Origin of the sequence: Aeromonas enteropelogenes, assembly GCF_000819845.1 — a bacterium.
In the GTDB taxonomy this organism is placed as follows: Bacteria; Pseudomonadota; Gammaproteobacteria; order Enterobacterales; family Aeromonadaceae; genus Aeromonas; species Aeromonas enteropelogenes.
The window spans coordinates 158087-174611 of record NZ_CDCG01000026.1; the positions used below are offsets into that span (position 1 = coordinate 158087).

The 16525-nt window shown below is 63.2% G+C and carries 13 protein-coding genes; 6 read left to right on the forward strand and 7 right to left on the reverse strand.

Annotated elements, in window-relative coordinates; genetic code table 11:
• Positions 1–10 precede the first annotated feature (10 nt).
• The 3 genes from BN1123_RS09705 to BN1123_RS09715 form a co-directional block, all read right to left on the reverse strand.
• Positions 11–1537 carry a YjjI family glycine radical enzyme gene (locus BN1123_RS09705; RefSeq protein ID WP_042026691.1) on the reverse strand — a complete coding sequence of 509 codons (1527 nt, stop codon included), beginning with the start codon at positions 1535–1537 and terminating at the stop codon, positions 11–13.
• 124 nt (positions 1538–1661) lie between these two features.
• Positions 1662–1994 (reverse strand): AzlD domain-containing protein, encoded by a 333-nt coding sequence (locus BN1123_RS09710; RefSeq protein ID WP_042026692.1) that lies wholly within the window; start codon positions 1992–1994, stop codon positions 1662–1664.
• Between the two features lie 2 nt (positions 1995–1996).
• Positions 1997–2719: an AzlC family ABC transporter permease gene (locus BN1123_RS09715; protein WP_042026693.1), complete on the reverse strand. Its 723-nt coding sequence runs from the start codon at positions 2717–2719 to the stop codon at positions 1997–1999.
• A gap of 532 nt (positions 2720–3251) precedes the next feature.
• On the opposite strand from BN1123_RS09715, the gene BN1123_RS09720 reads away from it, so the two are divergent.
• The 5 genes from BN1123_RS09720 to BN1123_RS09740 all read left to right on the forward strand — a co-directional run bounded on the left by BN1123_RS09720 (position 3252) and on the right by BN1123_RS09740 (position 8636).
• Positions 3252–4382: an AI-2E family transporter gene (locus BN1123_RS09720; RefSeq protein WP_042026694.1), complete on the forward strand. Its 1131-nt coding sequence runs from the start codon at positions 3252–3254 to the stop codon at positions 4380–4382.
• Complete coding sequence (locus BN1123_RS09725; RefSeq protein WP_082037518.1) at positions 4372–5901, forward strand: efflux transporter outer membrane subunit; 1530 nt, start codon at positions 4372–4374, stop codon at positions 5899–5901. The genes BN1123_RS09720 and BN1123_RS09725 overlap by 11 nt, the downstream gene beginning before the upstream one ends.
• A gap of 18 nt (positions 5902–5919) precedes the next feature.
• Positions 5920–7047: an HlyD family secretion protein gene (locus tag BN1123_RS09730; RefSeq protein WP_042026696.1), complete on the forward strand. Its 1128-nt coding sequence runs from the start codon at positions 5920–5922 to the stop codon at positions 7045–7047.
• 34 nt (positions 7048–7081) lie between these two features.
• Positions 7082–8113 carry a DUF2955 domain-containing protein gene (locus BN1123_RS09735; protein WP_042026697.1) on the forward strand — a complete coding sequence of 344 codons (1032 nt, stop codon included), beginning with the start codon at positions 7082–7084 and terminating at the stop codon, positions 8111–8113.
• Positions 8114–8189: 76 nt separating this feature from the next.
• Entirely contained in the window at positions 8190–8636 is a 447-nt protein-coding gene (locus BN1123_RS09740) for an ion channel (protein WP_082037519.1), read from the forward strand.
• 84 nt (positions 8637–8720) lie between these two features.
• Here BN1123_RS09740 and BN1123_RS09745 read toward each other — a convergent pair whose 3' ends face one another.
• Positions 8721–9197, reverse strand: coding sequence for a L,D-transpeptidase family protein (locus tag BN1123_RS09745; protein WP_026457107.1), 477 nt, complete (start codon positions 9195–9197; stop codon positions 8721–8723).
• Between the two features lie 280 nt (positions 9198–9477).
• On the opposite strand from BN1123_RS09745, the gene BN1123_RS09750 reads away from it, so the two are divergent.
• Positions 9478–12645, forward strand: coding sequence for a S41 family peptidase (locus tag BN1123_RS09750; protein WP_042026699.1), 3168 nt, complete (start codon positions 9478–9480; stop codon positions 12643–12645).
• Here the strand turns inward: BN1123_RS09750 and BN1123_RS09755 are convergent.
• From BN1123_RS09755 to BN1123_RS09765, 3 genes are all read right to left on the reverse strand, one after another.
• On the reverse strand, positions 12628–13911 hold the full coding sequence (locus BN1123_RS09755) for a ferredoxin reductase family protein (protein WP_042026701.1): 1284 nt from the start codon (positions 13909–13911) through the stop codon (positions 12628–12630). The genes BN1123_RS09750 and BN1123_RS09755 overlap by 18 nt on opposite strands.
• Before the next feature lie 237 nt (positions 13912–14148).
• Positions 14149–15492 (reverse strand): zinc-dependent metalloprotease, encoded by a 1344-nt coding sequence (locus tag BN1123_RS09760; RefSeq protein WP_042026702.1) that lies wholly within the window; start codon positions 15490–15492, stop codon positions 14149–14151.
• 21 nt (positions 15493–15513) lie between these two features.
• Entirely contained in the window at positions 15514–16176 is a 663-nt protein-coding gene (locus tag BN1123_RS09765; protein ID WP_042026704.1) for a hypothetical protein, read from the reverse strand.
• Positions 16177–16525: the final 349 nt, after the last annotated feature.

Here is a 16525-nt window from a genome sequence, read left to right on the forward strand (position 1 = left end):
TCGCCGCCATTCACAATTCGCTGACGAGCGCCTCATGGGCGATGACCCGCGGCGCCCGCTGGCGAATGGCGGTCACCTCGCTCGCCTCGGCACCAAGGCAGGTGGTCTGCAGACGCGAGCCCTCTTCGGCAAAACGGGCCACATCGCTTTTGCGGATCATGTAGCCGGTCACCCGCACCAGATCGCTGTCCGCCACGTTGGCGGTGAACTCCCGCATACCGATGGCGAGTGCCCCCTTGCACAGCTGCAGCAACGCCTGCGGATTCTGGCGAATGGTGGGCTCCAGGGTGAGGATCTCGCTGATCCCCGAGTGATAAAAGCCGTGATGGGGCGCCAGGGCCAGCACATGGCTGGCGGGATCCGGCTCCTGACCATAGGGAATGCGTACCCCCGGGGTCACGCCCACATCCACGCTGAGACCGCCTTGGGAGTGAAGCAGCGCATGGCCCCGCCAGGCGTGGGGCTGAGGCGTCTCCTGCACGTAACGGGCAAGCTGGGCAGAGATGCGATAGCCAAGCTGGTTCGCCTCCTCCTCACGGCCGTAGCGATCCGGCAGATTCTCCTTGTCCATCAGGATATTGACCGCCTCCGCCATGCCATAGATGCCAAACATGGGGACGAAGCGCTCCTCTTCCAGCAGCTCCTCCTTGAGCAGGAAGCTGTCGAAGAAGCCGGACTCACTGTGCAGAAACGCTGCGCGCGCCGTGATCAACTGGGAGGCAAGGCGACAGTAGTGGGGCAGCAGGCAACCGAGAAAATCGTCGATCCCCTGCGCCTGTTCGGCCACCCGCTTGAGAGAAAGCCGTACCAGGGTGTTGGCGCCACCGGCCAGCGGCAGGGCGTTGTAACAACTGACGATGCCAAAGCCGCGCTCGTCGAAGGTCGCGCTGTGGATCGGGTAGTTGGCGATATGGGGTTTGCTGCAACTGGCGATATTCTTCACCCCTTGCAACAGCAGCGCATCCGGCGTCACGGCAGGATCGTGGAACAGGGTCAGATTCGGCGCCACCTGCTTGAGCTCGCCGTCGATGCGCAGGATCAGGCGGCAGAGACGGTTGTCATCAGGGCCGATATTGACGTGCATGAAGGCATCCGGCAGTACCCGATCCAGATAGATCCAGAATGCTTTCAGCTTGCGATAGAGCGCATCGTCATCCAGCCCGCCGACGAAAGGCAGCAACAGGTGATCGAGCCGCCCCAGCCAGACCGGCATGCCGGTGACGGAGGGAACATGGTGATAAAGGATGCGCAGGGCATCGAGTGCCTCGTCAAAGTCCTGTGGCGGGGCCAGCTCCAGCCAGGCGGAGCCCTGACGGAGGAAACGTTCATAGTCGGGCAGCACATAGCGCGGCTTGTAGGGAGCATGCCCTTCGAACATGTCGCAGATAAACCCCTGCGCCATCGCCTCGCTTACCGCCTCGGGCAGGTCGGGATAGGGCAGGGCATTTTCGGCGGCCAGCGCCATGGCGTGGCTCTTCTGGGCTGGTGACAGCAGGGGATCACGGACGATACGCTGGCAGGCTTGGGTGAAAGACATGGGGCGCTCCTATGCAGATGACACCATATCCTTACCCTTTGAAGGCTTTTTTTGAAGTGACATTGGCAACATGGCGGATGTCACTAAATGACATCCGCCATGCGAGATCACGCCCCTTTCGCCATCAGGACAACAGCACTGCCACGCCCCCCAGCCAGCGCAGCAGGAAGAAGCCCCCCATGCCGACCACGACCACCACCAGGGTCGGCAGCCGCAGCAGGGTCAGAACCGTCACCAGCAGGGTGGCGGCCAGATAGTCGGGATCCCAGGTCACCCCCTGCCCCGGCTCGTAGCTGAAGACGATGGGCAACCAGATGGCAGTCAGCACCGACTGGGCCGAGAAGCTGAGGAAGGCCCCCATCTCGGCACCGGGCTGGTAACGGGTCAGGCGCGAGAAGAAGGCGAAGCGGTTGAAGAAGGTGATCAGGGCCAGCAGGCCTATCATCAGCCAGGTCATGCTTATCTCCTCATCCGGTGCAGCACGTAGCCCACCACCATGCCGGAGAGAGCCGAGACGATAATGTACACCTCCGCCAACAGTGGCTTGGTGAGCAGCGCCATGGATCCGCTCACCAGGGTCGCCGCCACCATGGGCAGGTTCTTCATGGCGGGGATGGTCATGGCGATAAAGGTGGCCGCGATGGCGAAATCCAGTCCCATCTGCTCCAGCCCGTCGATGTACTGGCCGGCGGCGATGCCGAGCAGGGTCGCCAGATTCCAGAACAGATAGAAGACGAAGCCCGCGATCAGGGCATAGGCGGGGTCGAAGCGCCCGTTGTGCTCCCTATCCTTGAGCGCCACCGCAAACATCTCGTCGGTCAGAAAGAAGGCGAGACTCGCGCGCCAGCGCAGGGAGAGCGGCAGCACGTCGCGGCGAAAGGTAAAGCCGTACAGCAGATGCTGGGAGGTGATGACAACCGTCGACCCCATGATGGGCAGCAGCGGCGTGCCCGCCCCGAACAAAGTGGTGGCCGAAAGCTGGGCTGCGCCGGCATAGACCAGCAGCGACATGCATTGGGCCTGCAGCGGGCTCAACCCCACCTGCAGCGCCAGGGCGCCGCACAATATCCCCCAGGGGATGACCGAGATGGAGAGGGGCAAAATATCGAGTGTCGCCTGCCACCAGCGCACTTGGGACAGGCGAGAAGCACCGCCAGACAGCGCTGCAGGATTGACGTCCATATCTGTTTTCCACAACCGAACAAAACCAGCAAGCTACCATAGCCGCGCAGAAACGCTAACTTCTGTCGCAAGTGATGACTCTGTCAGTGCCAGCACGTCGTGCTTGCCCGGCGCCCCCCTGCCCATAACCGGTATGATTTCTGTCATGGAGGATGCAAAAAATATTTTCCACGCCCTTCAAGACGCACCGCAGAAATAGATACTGATAACTCAGCTAACAACCATAAATGAGCAAAGCTTTATTCTGAAAAATATAAATAACACCACTTATTAAACTTTCTAATTAATCATCAGGCTCTATATTCAAATAATGACTAGCGTATATAAAAGGGGGATATTTGATATTCATCAAAATGTGAGACACACCAAAGCAGCCATGTAATGCATTGATACACAATGTCATTTAATTGCCTTGTTTTTATAAATAGTTAGCTGGTTAAGCTTGGGGACAGCTAGTGAATTTAAAAATGCCCCGCTGAAAATAACACCCTATGAGATAAATCCGACTTCACTTTCACCGTGAGAGCCCGCTATGCAATACGATACCAACCCGGAACTGGAACGCCGCTTGTTTAACAAGTTGCTGGATGTACTTATCAAGGCGGGACTGATCCTGGCCCTGGTTATCATCTGCTACGGGATCTTCTCTCCCTTCCTGACCCTGATGCTGTGGGCCCTGATCCTGGCCGTGACCCTCTATCCCGCTCACCAGCGCCTGGCGGCACGACTGGGCAATCGCCAGGGCCGGGCGGCGACCCTGCTGGTACTGGGAGGCATAGCCCTGATCGTGGTGCCCACGGCGATATTGACCAGCTCGCTGGCCGACACCATCACAAGCCTCATCCACGACATGAGGAACAACACCCTGCAACTTCCCCTGCCCAAGGAGTCGGTGGCGGGCTGGCCTGTCATAGGTGACAAGCTCTATGCCGCCTGGCACATGGCGGCGACCGATCTGCCCGCCTTTATCCAGAGCATGCAGCCCAAGATTGGCAACATCGCCAAGACGGCGCTCGGCATGGTGGCCAGCATGGGGACCGGCATACTGCAGTTCATCCTCTCCTTCGCCATCGCCGGCATCATCATGGCTTACGGCATGCCGGGCCATCAGAGCGCCAAGGCCATCTCCACCCGCGTCATGGGCGATGCCCGGGGTGACGAATTCGCCACCCTCTGTACCGCGACCATCCGCGCCGTAGCCATGGGGGTGATCGGGGTCGCCTTTATCCAGGCCATCCTGCTGGGTCTCTCGGTCGCCATCGCCGGCATCCCGGCACCCGGCCTCATCGCCCTGGTTGCCCTGATCCTCGGTATCGCCCAGATCCCGGCCGCGGTGATCTTCATCCCCGCCGTCATTTACATCTGGAGTAGCGGCGACTACGCCACCGTGCCGGCCATCATCTACACCGTGATGCTGGTAGCCTCCGGCCTGGCTGACAACGTGCTCAAGCCCATCCTGCTGGGACGCGGTGTCGACGCCCCCATGCCGATCATTTTGCTGGGCGCCTTGGGCGGCATGGTATCGAGCGGCATCCTCGGCATGTTTGTCGGTGCCACTCTGCTCGCCATCGGCTATCAGGTCTTCATGTCCTGGGTGGCCGGGCACCATCTCGCCCCCCAGGGCAGCGACAACCAAGCCGCAGAGCCGCAAGATGCCCCCTAAGCCAAGTCGTCACCTTCATCACAGGGCGCCCCTCGGGGTCGCCCTGTTCGGCAGCCTGCTGCTGAGCGCCTGTACCACCCTGGGGCCGGACTATGTCAAACCCGGGGGAGGCGCCGCCGACACCTGGCAGGGGGGCTCCCTCGGCCAGGTCAAAGGAAACTCGTTTGTCGACACCAACGACCAGTGGTGGACCCAGTTCCAGGATCCCGTGCTCGACGCCCTGGTGCAGGAAGCGCTCAGCAAGAACCACAGCGTACGCGCCACCGGCCTGCGCATCCTGGAGGCCAGGGCCCAGCTCGGCATCGCAGATGCCAGCCGCTATCCCCAGTTGCAGCAGGTCAGCGGCAGCGCCATGCCGGTCGGCCAGGTGCGGGATGGTCCCAACACCGATTTCGTGAGCTACAACCTTGGGGCCAACCTCGGCTGGGAGATCGATTTCTGGGGCAAATTCCAGCGCAGCATTGAAGCGGCCGATGCCAGCTACTTTGCGACCCTGGCCCAGTACGACGATATCCAGGTCCTGATGGCCGCCCAGGTCGCCACTCTCTACGTCAACATCCGCACCCTGGAGGCGCGGCTGCAGATCTCCCGGGAGAACGCCCGCCTGCAACAGCGCAGTCTGGAGATCACCCAGAAGCAGTTTCGCAGCGGCAACAGTGACGAGCTGGACGTGCAGCAGGCCAAGACCCAGTACCTGAGCACCCTCTCCGGGATCCCGGCGCTGGAGGCCAGTCTGCGGCAGAGCCAGAATGCCCTGAGCACCTTGCTGGCTCGCGCCCCCGGCCCCCTGCCCGAGATGAGCGACAACACTGGCAAAATCCCGCACGCCAGCCTGCAGCTGGCCAGCGAGCTGCCGGCAGATCTGATCCGCCGTCGCCCCGATGTGCGCAGTGCCGAGCGACTGATGGCGGCCCAGTCGGCCCTGATCGGCGTCAGCGAAGCCGAGCTCTACCCCTCCCTGACCTTGCTGGGATCCCTCGGCCTCTCGGCCACCTCACTCTCCGGCAGCAGTACCACCCTGGATTGGGGAATAGGACCAAGCTTCAAATGGAATGTGTTTGACCATGGCCTGCTCAGCAATGCCGTGCTGGTGCAGGATGCGCGCTTCCAGCAGCTCAAGGAGAGCTACCAGAACACCCTGCTGACTGCGGCCCGCGAGATCGACGACGCCGCCATCGGCTTTGCCAAAAACGAAGAGCAGATAGGGCTGCTGGAGCAGACGGAGCAGGCCGCCCGCCGCTCCCTCGAGATAGCCAATATCCGCTACCGTGAGGGCATGGCCGACTTCCAGCGGGTGCTCGATTCCCAGCGTGCCCTGTTCAGTCAGCAGGAGCGACTGGTCAGCAGCCGCGGCAACGTGATGCTCAGCCTGATCTCCCTCTACAAGGCGATGGGAGGCGGTTGGCAGCAGGGACGCACTCGTCCCCTGCTCGACGAGCAGAGCCGCCAGGAGATGCAATCGCGCAGCGACTGGGGCCCCATGCTGACCGATCCCCTGCCCGCCGCCCGTGCCCCCTAATGTGATGACGAGAAGACCATGAGCCAAGATCCCCAGCCTTCCCAACCCACTCCGTCTGCTCCCCCTGCCCCTGCGGGCAAGGGGAGCCGCGTCGCGACCCAGCTGCTGCTCGCCCTCATCGGCCTTAGCCTGCTCTGGTATTTTGCCGCCGATCGCCTGACTCCCTACAGCTCACAGGCCAGGGTGCAGGCCTTCGTGGTCCCCATCGCCGCCCAGGTCTCCGGCCAGGTGCAGCAGGTGCTGGTGAAGAACAATGACGACGTGGCCCAGGGCCAGCCCCTGTTCGAGATCGATCCGAGCCAGTACCAGATAGCGCTGCAACGGGCCAGATCCGATTACGACTCGGTGCTGCGTTCGGTCAACGCCGCCTCGGCCGGTGTCACCGCCGCCGAGGCCTCGCTCCAGGCCGCCAAGGCCAACCGCCTCAAGGCCGAACAGGATGCCAATCGCCAGGAGCGGCTCTATGCCGAGGATCCGGGCGCCATCTCGGTGCGCCGCCTCGAAGTGGCCCGCGCCACAAGGGTACAGGCCCAGAGCCAGGTCAAGGCGGCCGAGGCCAGCCTGATCCAGGCCAAAGAGGCCGCCGGCAACAGCGGTGACAAGAACTCCCAGCTGATGAGTGCCCGTTCCGCCATCGAAAAGGCCGAGCTGGATCTCGCCCACACCAGGGTGCTCGCCCCCTCCCGCGGGCTGGTGACGGATCTGCGTACCGACGTCGGCCAGTTTGTCTCGGCAGGGGCTCCCGCCATGACGCTGATCGCCATCCACGACGTCTGGATCAGCGCCGACATGACGGAGAACAACCTGGGCAATCTGAAACCGGGCGACGAGGTCGCCATCGTGCTGGATGTGATGCCGGGTCAGGTGTTCAAAGGGCGGATCCGCAGCCTGGGCAACGGGGTCAGTGCCGGCAACCAGACGGCAGCGGGCAGCCTGCCCACAGTGCAGAACAACCGCGACTGGCTGCGCCAGGCCCAGCGCTTCCCGGTGGCCATCGAGTTCGACAAGGAAGAGCTGTCACGGTTGCAGGGGATCCGGGTCGGCGGCCAGGCCGAAGTACTGGTCTACAGTGGCGACAACTGGCTGATGAACGGCCTGGGAGCCCTCTTCATCAGGCTGATGAGCCTGCTCTCCTATCTCTATTGAGCGTGCCCGTCATGAACCAGCGAGGAAGAGGCTGATGCACAGGGCCGACAAGGCAATCCTCAGGCTGACCCTGGGCATGGGGCTGTGCATCCTCATCACCTATGGCCTGGCGCTGCCCCTGCCACACCTCAGCAGCCTGGTGGTGATCATGCTGCTGTGCAAGCCGGGCCCGCCACTCTCCACCATGAAGGGGTTGATGATAGGGGGCGCACTCATGGTGCTGATGGGCACTGGCGTGCTGATGGTGCCCCTGCTCCAGCACTATGGCACCAGCGCCATGCTGCTGATCGCCCTGCTGCTGTTCGGCCTCTTCTATCTGGGGCTGAAAAACGGCAACCCGCTGCTGTTGCTGCTCGTGGCCACCCTCACCCTGATCCCGGTGGCAGGCACGGCAAGCCAGGCCCTCGCCTTCGTGGTGATCCAGGCGCTGGCGATCGGCATCATACTGGGCGCCTTCATCAGCTCGGTCTCCCACAACCTGTTTCCGGATGAGGGGGCCCCCCTCCCCAAACCCGAACACCTCAGTCCGGACAATGCTGGCTGGGTGGCGCTACGCGCCGTCATCATAGTGCTGCCCGTGCTGGTGATGGCGCTGCAGGATCCGGCCCACTATCTGGCCGCCATTATGAAGACGGTGGCGCTGAGCCAGCAGGCCTGCACCACCCAGGCGCGCAACGCCGGCAAGGAGCTGGTGGGCTCGACCCTGATGGGCGCCCTGATCGCGGCTCTCGCCTGGTTCGGCCTGGCCCTGCTGCCCAGCCTCTGGATGTTGATGCTATGGGTCATGCTGATCTGCCTCTGGCTCGGCCGTCGGTTGTTCCGGATAGTGCCGAGCCGTCTGCCCGCCTCCTTCTGGAGCAACGCCCTGATGACGGTGATCATCCTGCTGGGGCCGGCGATCCAAGACAGCGCCAACGGCAAGGATGTGATGCAGGCCTCCCTGTTCCGGCTCGCCCTGTTCATCCTGGTCTCCTGTTACGCCTGGGGCGCCATCTGGGTGCTGGAGCGCTGGCGGGCGGGGCGCAGAAACGGGATCTCTATGATCCCCGGGGAGCCTCACCCATGACGATGATGTCACTACTGGCGGGCCCGATACCCGGGACCGCCATCCCGTTTGATCCAACCAACCATGAGGGCCACCCATGATGCTGATGAACCTGCTGGTGGGATTGCCTACCATGCTGATCTGCCTTGTCCTGCAAGCCAGCCTGACCTTTCGGGCGGTGCGTTTTTATATCAACCAGGTCCACAACAACCCCACCCCGGGCTGGCTGGGCCGTGGCGTCGGCCCCCTGCTGGTGGTGATGGTCCTGCTGATGCTGGGGAATTTCATCCAGATCATGATCTGGGGCCTGCTGTTTCTCGGCCTTGGCCAGTTCGATCAGATCTATGAGGCCGTCTACCACTCCGGGGTCAACTTCACCTCACTCGGCTATGGCGACATAGTGATGCAGCAGCAGTGGAAGATGCTGGGACCGCTGGAGGCGGCCAATGGCGTGCTGATGTTCGGCATGACGGGGGCGGCCCTGATGGCCGTGCTGCAAGCGCTGATCAAGACCCAGCTCAACAACGGCAACCGGTTGAAGTAAGGCTGTTTTTCAATAAAAAATGGCAATAAAAAACGGCAGACCCAGGGTCTGCCGTTTTTGTATTTTTATCTGTCTCTACCCGAATCAGGGCTCGATGACGATGGGCGTACCGGGTTCGATGGCATCCCAGATCTCATCCAGATCGTGGTTCAGCATGGCGATGCAGCCGTTGGTCCAGTTGGAGGGCTGTACTCTAACGTTGCCCACGTTGTTGCGCTGACCGTGGATCATGATCATGCCACCAGGATTGACCCCCAGCTCATTGGCACGCTGGATGTCCTGCAGGTTCGGGTAGTTGATATGAATGGCCTTGTAGAAGCCGGAGTTGGTCTTCTTGTAGTCCAGGGTGTAGCGCCCTTCCGGTGTGCGCTGATCCCCTTCCCGCTGCTTGTGTCCCATGGGAGCCGGCCCCAGGGCAATCCAGTATCGTTTCACCTCCTTGCCATCCTTCATCAGGGTCAGGCTATAGGTGGATTTCTTCACCACCACCATGTCGGCAGACAGGGTGGCAAAACTCAATGCGGGCCAAAGCCCCAACAGACACAGCAATACGGCTCTCATTCCATCCCTCGGCAAGCCTCTGGTGCGGGCTTTTGCGTTTGATCTCATCATCTGAATCTCGCCAGCCAACTGGCAAGCGAGCGCCATGATATTGGATCGCCATCAATACTCAATATGTCAGATAAACATATCTTGCGTCCCCGCTGTGCCTTTCCTTGAGTCGCCTGTTTGTTTTTTATTAATTAATAATTAAAACAACAAGATACGAGTGCAATTCCAGCTAGCCCCCACACCGATGATCGGCGAAGATAAGGATTCGACTCTTCGACAGGACCCCGCCATGCGCTCTTCGTGCCGTTTCATCCCCCTGCTGCTCTCTCCCCTGCTGTTCTGGCTGCCCGCCAGCTTCGCCGCCGAGGCACTCTGGCTACGCGAGCCTGCCCTTTCCCCTGATGGCAAGCAACTCGCCTTCACCTGGCAGGGGCGCATCTTCGTCGGCAGCGCCGACGGAGGGCCTGCCACTGCGCTGACCGGCGGCGACTACCTGAGCCAGCGACCGATCTGGTCGCCGGATGGCAAGCTGATCGCCTTTGCCGCCAACCTCTACGGCAACGAAGACGTCTTCGTGGTGCCCGCCAGCGGCGGGGAGATGGTGCGCCTCACCCGCGACTCGCGCGCCGATCTGCCCCAAGCCTTCAGCCCGGATGGCAAGCGCCTGCTGCTGAGCAGCCAGCGCCCCTGGGATTCGAAGGCCGACCACTTCGTCGCCGAAGGGATGCAGGGCAGCGCCCTCTACTGGACGCAGGTGACTGGCGGCAAGCTGCAGGCCGATCTGCCGCTGCCGGCCACCCTGGCCCGCCCCAACGGGGAGCGACTGGCCTACCAAATGCCGACCATGGATCAGCCCTTTCGCAAGCACCAGCAATCCTTCGCCGTCTCCCGCCTCTGGCTGTTTGACGGCAAGCAGCACCGGCAACTGACCGAAGACAGGATCGCCGCCAGCGATCCGGTCTGGCGCGACGACGGGAACGCCCTTTTCTATCTCAGCGAGCGCAGCGGGGACTTCAACGTCTGGCAACGGGATCTCACCAGCGGCAAGGAGCAGCAGCTCACCCACTACCAGGGCCATCCGGTGCGGGGGCTCAGTGCCTCCCGCGGTGGCGATCTGGTCTGGTCCTGGCTGGGGGAGATCTATCGACTCGACGCCGGTAGCACCCAGCCGCGCAAGCTGACCATCGCGCCTCAGGTGGCGACGGAGCCGGATGAACAGAGCCAGTCCCTGACCCATGCCGACGAGGCGCTGGTCAGCGAGGAGGGCAAGGAGCTGATCCTGGTGAGCGAGGGCAATCTGTTTGCCGTCGATCCGGAGCGGGAGCGGGTACGCCGGCTGACCCGGGATCCCGGCGAGCAGTCGAGCCCCCTCTACGCCGAGAAGGAGCGCTCGCTTATCTATCTCTCGGAGCAGCAGGGGCCCGCCGCCCTCTATCGCCTGCGCAAGGCGGACCCGGAGCGCCTCTTCAGCGATCCGGGCAGCCTGCAAGAGAGCCTGCTGCTGGCCATTCCCGGCAAGGGGATCAGTCGGCCCGTACTCTCCCCCGATGGCAAGCAGCTCGCCTTCGTGGTGGACGGCCAGGCCATCCACCTGCTGGATCTGGCGAGCAACAAGCAGCGCGAACTGGTGCCCGCCAGCTTCAACCCCGCCCGCCACGAGGTGGATCTCGCCTTCGCCCCCGACTCCCGCCATCTGGCGCTCACCCTGCGCCCGGACTCGGCCCAGCAGGAGATCGCCGTCATCGACACCGGCGATGCCAAGGCCAAGCCGGTCAATGTGAGCCTGAGCGGCTATCAGGAGAGTGCCCCCGCCTGGAGCGAGGATGGCGGCATCCTCTACTGGCAATCGACCAAGTACGGCGCCCTGGGGGCCGATGGCGAGCCCCTTGGCAACAACCTGCTCGGCATCTACAGCAGTCGCGCCGCCAAGGCCGACTTCCTGGCCGAACAGGCACCGCCCAAGGAGGGCTATGGCTTCGAGACCGATCGCCTGGCCCATCGGGAGGCGCTGCAACTGCTGCCCGCCGGCACCCTGCTCGCCAGCCGTCTCGTCAATGATCAGCTGACCTATCTGGTGGAAGAGCCCGGCACCGGCGAACAGAGCGAGATCAAGGGCTACACCCTGGATCTGCGCAAGGGAGAGACTCGCCAGCTGTTTGCCGAGCAGCCCGGTCCCGCCCTGGCCAGCCTCAACAAGGAGGCCACCCTCGCCACCCTGGTGCGGGAGGGAGAGGTAACCCAGGTAGCCCTCGAATCTGGCGAAGCCATCAGCGCCCCCTTTGCCCTGCCATCGGACAGCGGCTGGCATGCCCGCATGAATGCCGCCTTCGACCAGATCACCCGGCTCACCCGGGAGGAGTTCTATCGCGACGACATGAACGGGGTGGACTGGGACGGCTATGTCGCCAGCTACCGCGCCCTGCTGCCCGGCATCAACAATGGCCGCGACTTCGGCAATCTGCTGGCCGAGCTGGCCGGCGAGCTGAACGTCTCCCACACCTGGGGCTATGGCCCGGCCCCCTTCCCGCGTCTGGCGGATGACACCGCCAGCCTGGGGGGCTACTGGCAGGAGAGCAAACAGGGGGTGATGCTGACCAGCCTGCTGGCCGGCGGCCCGCTGGATCAGGAGAGCGATATCCGGGCCGGCGCGCGCCTGCTCGCCATCAACGACACCCCCATCCCGGATCTGGCCGCCCTCGATCAGGCGCTCAACCATCAGGCCGGAACCCGGCTTGCCCTCACCTTCCAGCAGGCGGGCCAGAAGGAGCCTGACGAGGTGGAGGTGACCGCCATCGATCTGCAGCAGGAGTATGCCCTGCAACTCGATGCCTGGGTCGCCAAGCGGCGCGATCGGGTGGCGACCCTGAGCAAGGGGCGCGTCGGCTACGTCTATCTGCCGGAGATGAGCAACGCCGTCTACGAGGAGCTGGTGGCACAGGCGCTCGGGCGGCTGCGCGGCAGCGAGGCCCTGATCGTCGACGTGCGTTTCAACAAGGGGGGCTATCTCGCCAATACCCTGGTGGAGTTTCTCACCGGCAATGGCCGCGCCAAGGGGATGGCGGTCAACTGGCCGCGCCTTGGCAAGGGGGCAACGGATGCCGCCACCCGCCAGTGGACCAAACCCTCGGTGGTGCTGGCCAATGCCGGCAGCTACTCGGAAGGTTCCGCCTTTCCCGAGTATTACCGCGCCCTCAAGATTGGCCCCATCATAGGTGAGCCGGTTCCCGGCACCGGCACCACCGTCTATGCCCATGAGTCCCGCCTGATCCCGGGGCTCGGTTACGGCATCCCGAGCCTGGGGCTGCGCAAACCCGACGGCAGTTTCTACGAAAATCAGGAGCTGCTCCCGGATCGCCAGGTTCCCCTCACCCCGGCCGACATGCTGGCGGGGCGCGACCCCCAGCTGGAGGCCGCGGTACAGGCCGCCCTCGAGCAGTTGTCAGCGAAAGCGAAATAGCTCGCGGTGCAGACGCCCGTCCGGCAGCAGCCGGGTCAGGGCGTCTGCCATCCCCTCTGGGCCGCAGAACCAGACCTGGCCGGGCGCCCCTTCGGCGACCCGCGCCAGATCCAGCCGTCCCGCCTCCTTGTCCAGATGCAGCTGATAACGCACCCCGGTGCGCTGGCACAGCTCGGCGATCCGCGCCCGATAGACGGCTCCTACCTTGTCGGGTGCACACTGGATCAGGGTGATCCCCTCGCCGCGCTCACCGCGGGCCGCCATCGCCTCCAGCCAGGCGACGAAGGGGGTGATGCCGATCCCGGCTCCCAACCAGAGTGACCGGCCGCGGCCAAGGGGGGCGACGAAGGCGCCGTAAGGGCCGGTCACCCGTACCGGATCCCCGACCCGGGTCGCCGCCACCAGCTCGCGGGTATGATCCCCGAGCGCCCGCACCGCGATCACCAGTTCGCGCCGATCCGGCGAGACCCGCACCAAGGTGAAGGGGTGCGGCCCCTCTTTGACATCGAATTCGAAGAAGGCGAACTGGCCGGGGCGATAGTGGGCGAGTGGTGTCTCAAGGGCCATGGTCAGCTCACAGGTCTGATCCGCCAGCTCCCGCACGGCAACCAAGCGGCCGGCATGTCGATCGCTGGCCCCCACCCGTCCCAGCAGGGAGTAAAACGCACCGAGGGCCGCCACCCCGCCGGGCAGCCAGATGGCGATGCCGAGCGGGCTCAGCCAGCCAATGTTGGGCAGCAGACAGAGCCCGTGGATCCAGCCCGCCAGATAGATGAGGGGCGCCAGCCGATGGATCAGGCGAAAACGCCCGTAACTCACCAGCGCCAGCAGGCTCACCACCACCAGGGCGATCAGCAGATAAAAACCCCACTCTCCCAGGTCATTGCCCAGCGCATGGAGGGAGGCCCCCCCACCGTTGCCACCACCCGCGCCACGGCGGGCGGGGCGCGTCAACCAGCCGGCCGAGACCGCCCACTTGGGGGCCTCCACCAGCAACCAGTGGCCGGTCAGGGTCAGGGCCGCCGCAATGGCGCTGTGACGATGCAGTCGCAGCATCCGATCCAGCCCGCCACACCAGGCTTCCAGCTGCGGCAGGCGCAGCGCCAGCACCAGCGAGATCGCCATGTATCCCATCCCCAGCAGGCCGGTCAGCAGCAACATCTCATGGCGCCAGGGCCAGAAATTGCCGGCATCCCCCCCATAGCCAAGCCACCAGATGGCCACCGCCAGCAGTGGCCATCCCCACAGCATCTGTTTGCCCGTCATCACATGCTCCTTGGTTTGCATACCACAGGGCCTCGTCTCCCTGTCCATGGTTTCATTACAGACCCATCAGGTCACAAGACTTTGCCAGCAGGGGGAAAGTTTGTGGCAATGTGTGACAAGCACAGACAACGAAGGGGCCCGCAGGCCCCTTCCCCCAGAGATCGAACTGCCCACGGGGCGGTTCGGTCTCCCGGTGTCAATCACCATGCCCGGGCCGGCAAGCCCGGGCATGCCTTGTCAGGCTGGCAACACCTCGGCCGGCTGGCGCAGCAGCGCCAACTGGTATCTGTGCTCGGCCAGCTCCACCTCGCGGCGGGCTTCCTCCACCTTGCCATCGGCACTCTTCACCGCCGCAATCAGCTGGTTGTAACGATCCCAACTGCCGTTGTACTCCTTCACCTCGTCGTTATAGCGCTGGCTGATCCCGTTGTACTGGCGGATCAGCTCGTTGCTCTCGCTGCGCAGCTGGTTGATCTGCGCCAGCAGGTCGTTCTGGATGACGCGGATCTTCTGGTACTCGGCGAGGCTGTAACGGCCGTTGTAGCTGTTGTACTGCTGCACCAGCCGGTTGCTCTCCTTGATCGCCTTGTTGCTGCGCTGGTTGAGATCCGCCTGCTCGCGCTGGTAACGCTCGAAGTTGGCCAGCAGCGTCTCCTGCCGCTCCTTCAGGGCAGTCTGGGCCGCCAGCTGCTCACTATAGTGAGTTCGTGCCGTCTCCAGCTCCTGACGACGCTGCTCGAGGGTGCGCTCCAGCTCGCCCAGATCCGGCACCTCCTCCGTCACCATGGTGGGATAGAAGGCGGCGATCTGCGGCGTAGTGACCTTCAGGGCTCGCACCGCGTCGGCGCCGTTGGCCGCATCGAGGTGATCCACGCCGCAGGGTTGGCCCTTGCAGACTAGGTCGGGGCTGGAGAACTTGTACTCGTTGCTGAAGACCCCGAAGCTGGAGGGATAGGCCATCACGGTGGCGAACGATCCCTTCACTCCGTGGCCCAGCGCATAGTGATAGGTGCCGCCCGTGCCATCCTGCAGACGGGAGTGGTTGAGCCCCATGTTGTGGCCCAGCTCGTGAGCCAGCACCACATCACCGCAACCGGTGGCGGTGACATGGCTGAACATCTTGCCCGCTTCCTTGGAGAGATCCCCGTCGGCGTAGACCTTGCGACCGTCGGCATAGGTCGCCGAACCGCCGACCCAGGCCAGACCGCAACTACCGTGATTACCGGTATCGGGACGCAGCAGCGCCACCATGTCGGCGCCATAGCGGGTGCGCAGGGTCGGCACCTCCTTGAACGCCTTGTGGGTCTGTTTGGTCACGGCATTGAGCGCCGCGTTGTCGGTGCCACCGTCCGGATAGTCCACTTCGGCGCTGTGCACGGCTCGCACCGTCAGATCCAGGCCGCTGGCGGCGTAGATCTGGTTGGTGACGTTCACCATGTGCTGGATCCGGGTCTGGGCATCCCCCTGATAGCGGGCGGCCAGCCCGGGGGTGTGCAGCACCATCAGATCAATGGTATTGGCCACTGCCGGTGTAGCACCCAACAAGCCTGCGACCACGATTCCCAATGTGGTTCTTTGCATGTGATTTTCCTTTTTCTGTTGTTATTGATGTGTCGGGATCAGGCCGTCATTGTCACCATGACCCCGATCCAGTGGCGGGTTCTTGTAAACCCACCCTTTGCCCCCCAGGGTCTCGACGGAATAACTGCCTTGCGGCGTGCCGATAAACCCGAAGGTGGCCTGCTTGCCGACGGTGAAATTGACCGGATAGCTGCCACCGTCGATCTGCACTTCACCCTGCCAGTTGCGCTCACCGCCCCGTTGCAACTGCACCTTGGTCACCCTGGCCTTCAGAGTGCTGCCATCGGGCAGCGGCAGGGTCACGCTGTCACCGATCTGGGCCCGTCCCAGCTCGTCACCCTGCAAGGCGATGGGCTGAAGCTGCTCAACCCCCTCACCCGGCTCCGCCAACGGGAAGTCAGCATCCACCTCGGCGGCCTGCCAGGGCTCATCCAGTTCATAACCCCCCTGCGCGCCGAGCCGACCGGGCTTCTCTGCCACCGGCATGGGTTTAAGCTCCGGTACCGGCAAGGCAGCCGAAGCCACGGGTTCGGCCAATACCAGAGGCTCCATGGTGGCTTCTGCCTCCACACCGATGGCAACAGTGTCGTTTGTCTCTTTGGATTGCGGTCCCCTGACCCACCAGGCCAGCCCAGCCAACAGAGCACACACAACCAGCACGCCAACCCATCTCTTTCGGTTCATACTGATATCCATGTCAAAAACAACCTTATAAAACAACGACTTAAAAAATTAGAGCCGGAATACTAAACATGAACCACAAGGGATGGCAATAGTCTTTTGAAACCCTATCAAGATGGGTAGTTGCCACCGTTCCGAACGAGATGGCAAAGAAAATAGCCCCAAGAGGAGCTTTTTAAAGGAAGGAGATCCCCTCTCGGCACTGACCTGGACAGGCATGTGAAATGGGTTGCAATCGGGGCCAACACCCACCATCAGCGCCTCGCCCGCGACAATCTGCGTCGGTAGATCCGGCAAAGACGCCATCAGTCCCTGATGACCCTCTGGTTTATCAACGTGAATGCGCCGGAAG

Bases quoted from the DNA above. Each gene is read 5' to 3' on its own strand.
- BN1123_RS09705 (WP_042026691.1), bottom strand. From the start codon at position 1,537: ATGTCTTTCACCCAAGCCTGCCAGCGTATCGTCCGTGATCCCCTGCTG.
- BN1123_RS09710 (WP_042026692.1), bottom strand. From the start codon at position 1,994: ATGACCTGGCTGATGATAGGCCTGCTGGCCCTGATCACCTTCTTCAAC.
- BN1123_RS09715 (WP_042026693.1), bottom strand. From the start codon at position 2,719: ATGGACGTCAATCCTGCAGCGCTGTCTGGCGGTGCTTCTCGCCTGTCC.
- BN1123_RS09720 (WP_042026694.1), top strand. From the start codon at position 3,252: ATGCAATACGATACCAACCCGGAACTGGAACGCCGCTTGTTTAACAAG.
- BN1123_RS09725 (WP_082037518.1), top strand. From the start codon at position 4,372: ATGCCCCCTAAGCCAAGTCGTCACCTTCATCACAGGGCGCCCCTCGGG.
- BN1123_RS09730 (WP_042026696.1), top strand. From the start codon at position 5,920: ATGAGCCAAGATCCCCAGCCTTCCCAACCCACTCCGTCTGCTCCCCCT.
- BN1123_RS09735 (WP_042026697.1), top strand. From the start codon at position 7,082: ATGCACAGGGCCGACAAGGCAATCCTCAGGCTGACCCTGGGCATGGGG.
- BN1123_RS09740 (WP_082037519.1), top strand. From the start codon at position 8,190: ATGATGCTGATGAACCTGCTGGTGGGATTGCCTACCATGCTGATCTGC.
- BN1123_RS09745 (WP_026457107.1), bottom strand. From the start codon at position 9,197: ATGAGAGCCGTATTGCTGTGTCTGTTGGGGCTTTGGCCCGCATTGAGT.
- BN1123_RS09750 (WP_042026699.1), top strand. From the start codon at position 9,478: ATGCGCTCTTCGTGCCGTTTCATCCCCCTGCTGCTCTCTCCCCTGCTG.
- BN1123_RS09755 (WP_042026701.1), bottom strand. From the start codon at position 13,911: ATGACGGGCAAACAGATGCTGTGGGGATGGCCACTGCTGGCGGTGGCC.
- BN1123_RS09760 (WP_042026702.1), bottom strand. From the start codon at position 15,492: ATGCAAAGAACCACATTGGGAATCGTGGTCGCAGGCTTGTTGGGTGCT.
- BN1123_RS09765 (WP_042026704.1), bottom strand. From the start codon at position 16,176: ATGAACCGAAAGAGATGGGTTGGCGTGCTGGTTGTGTGTGCTCTGTTG.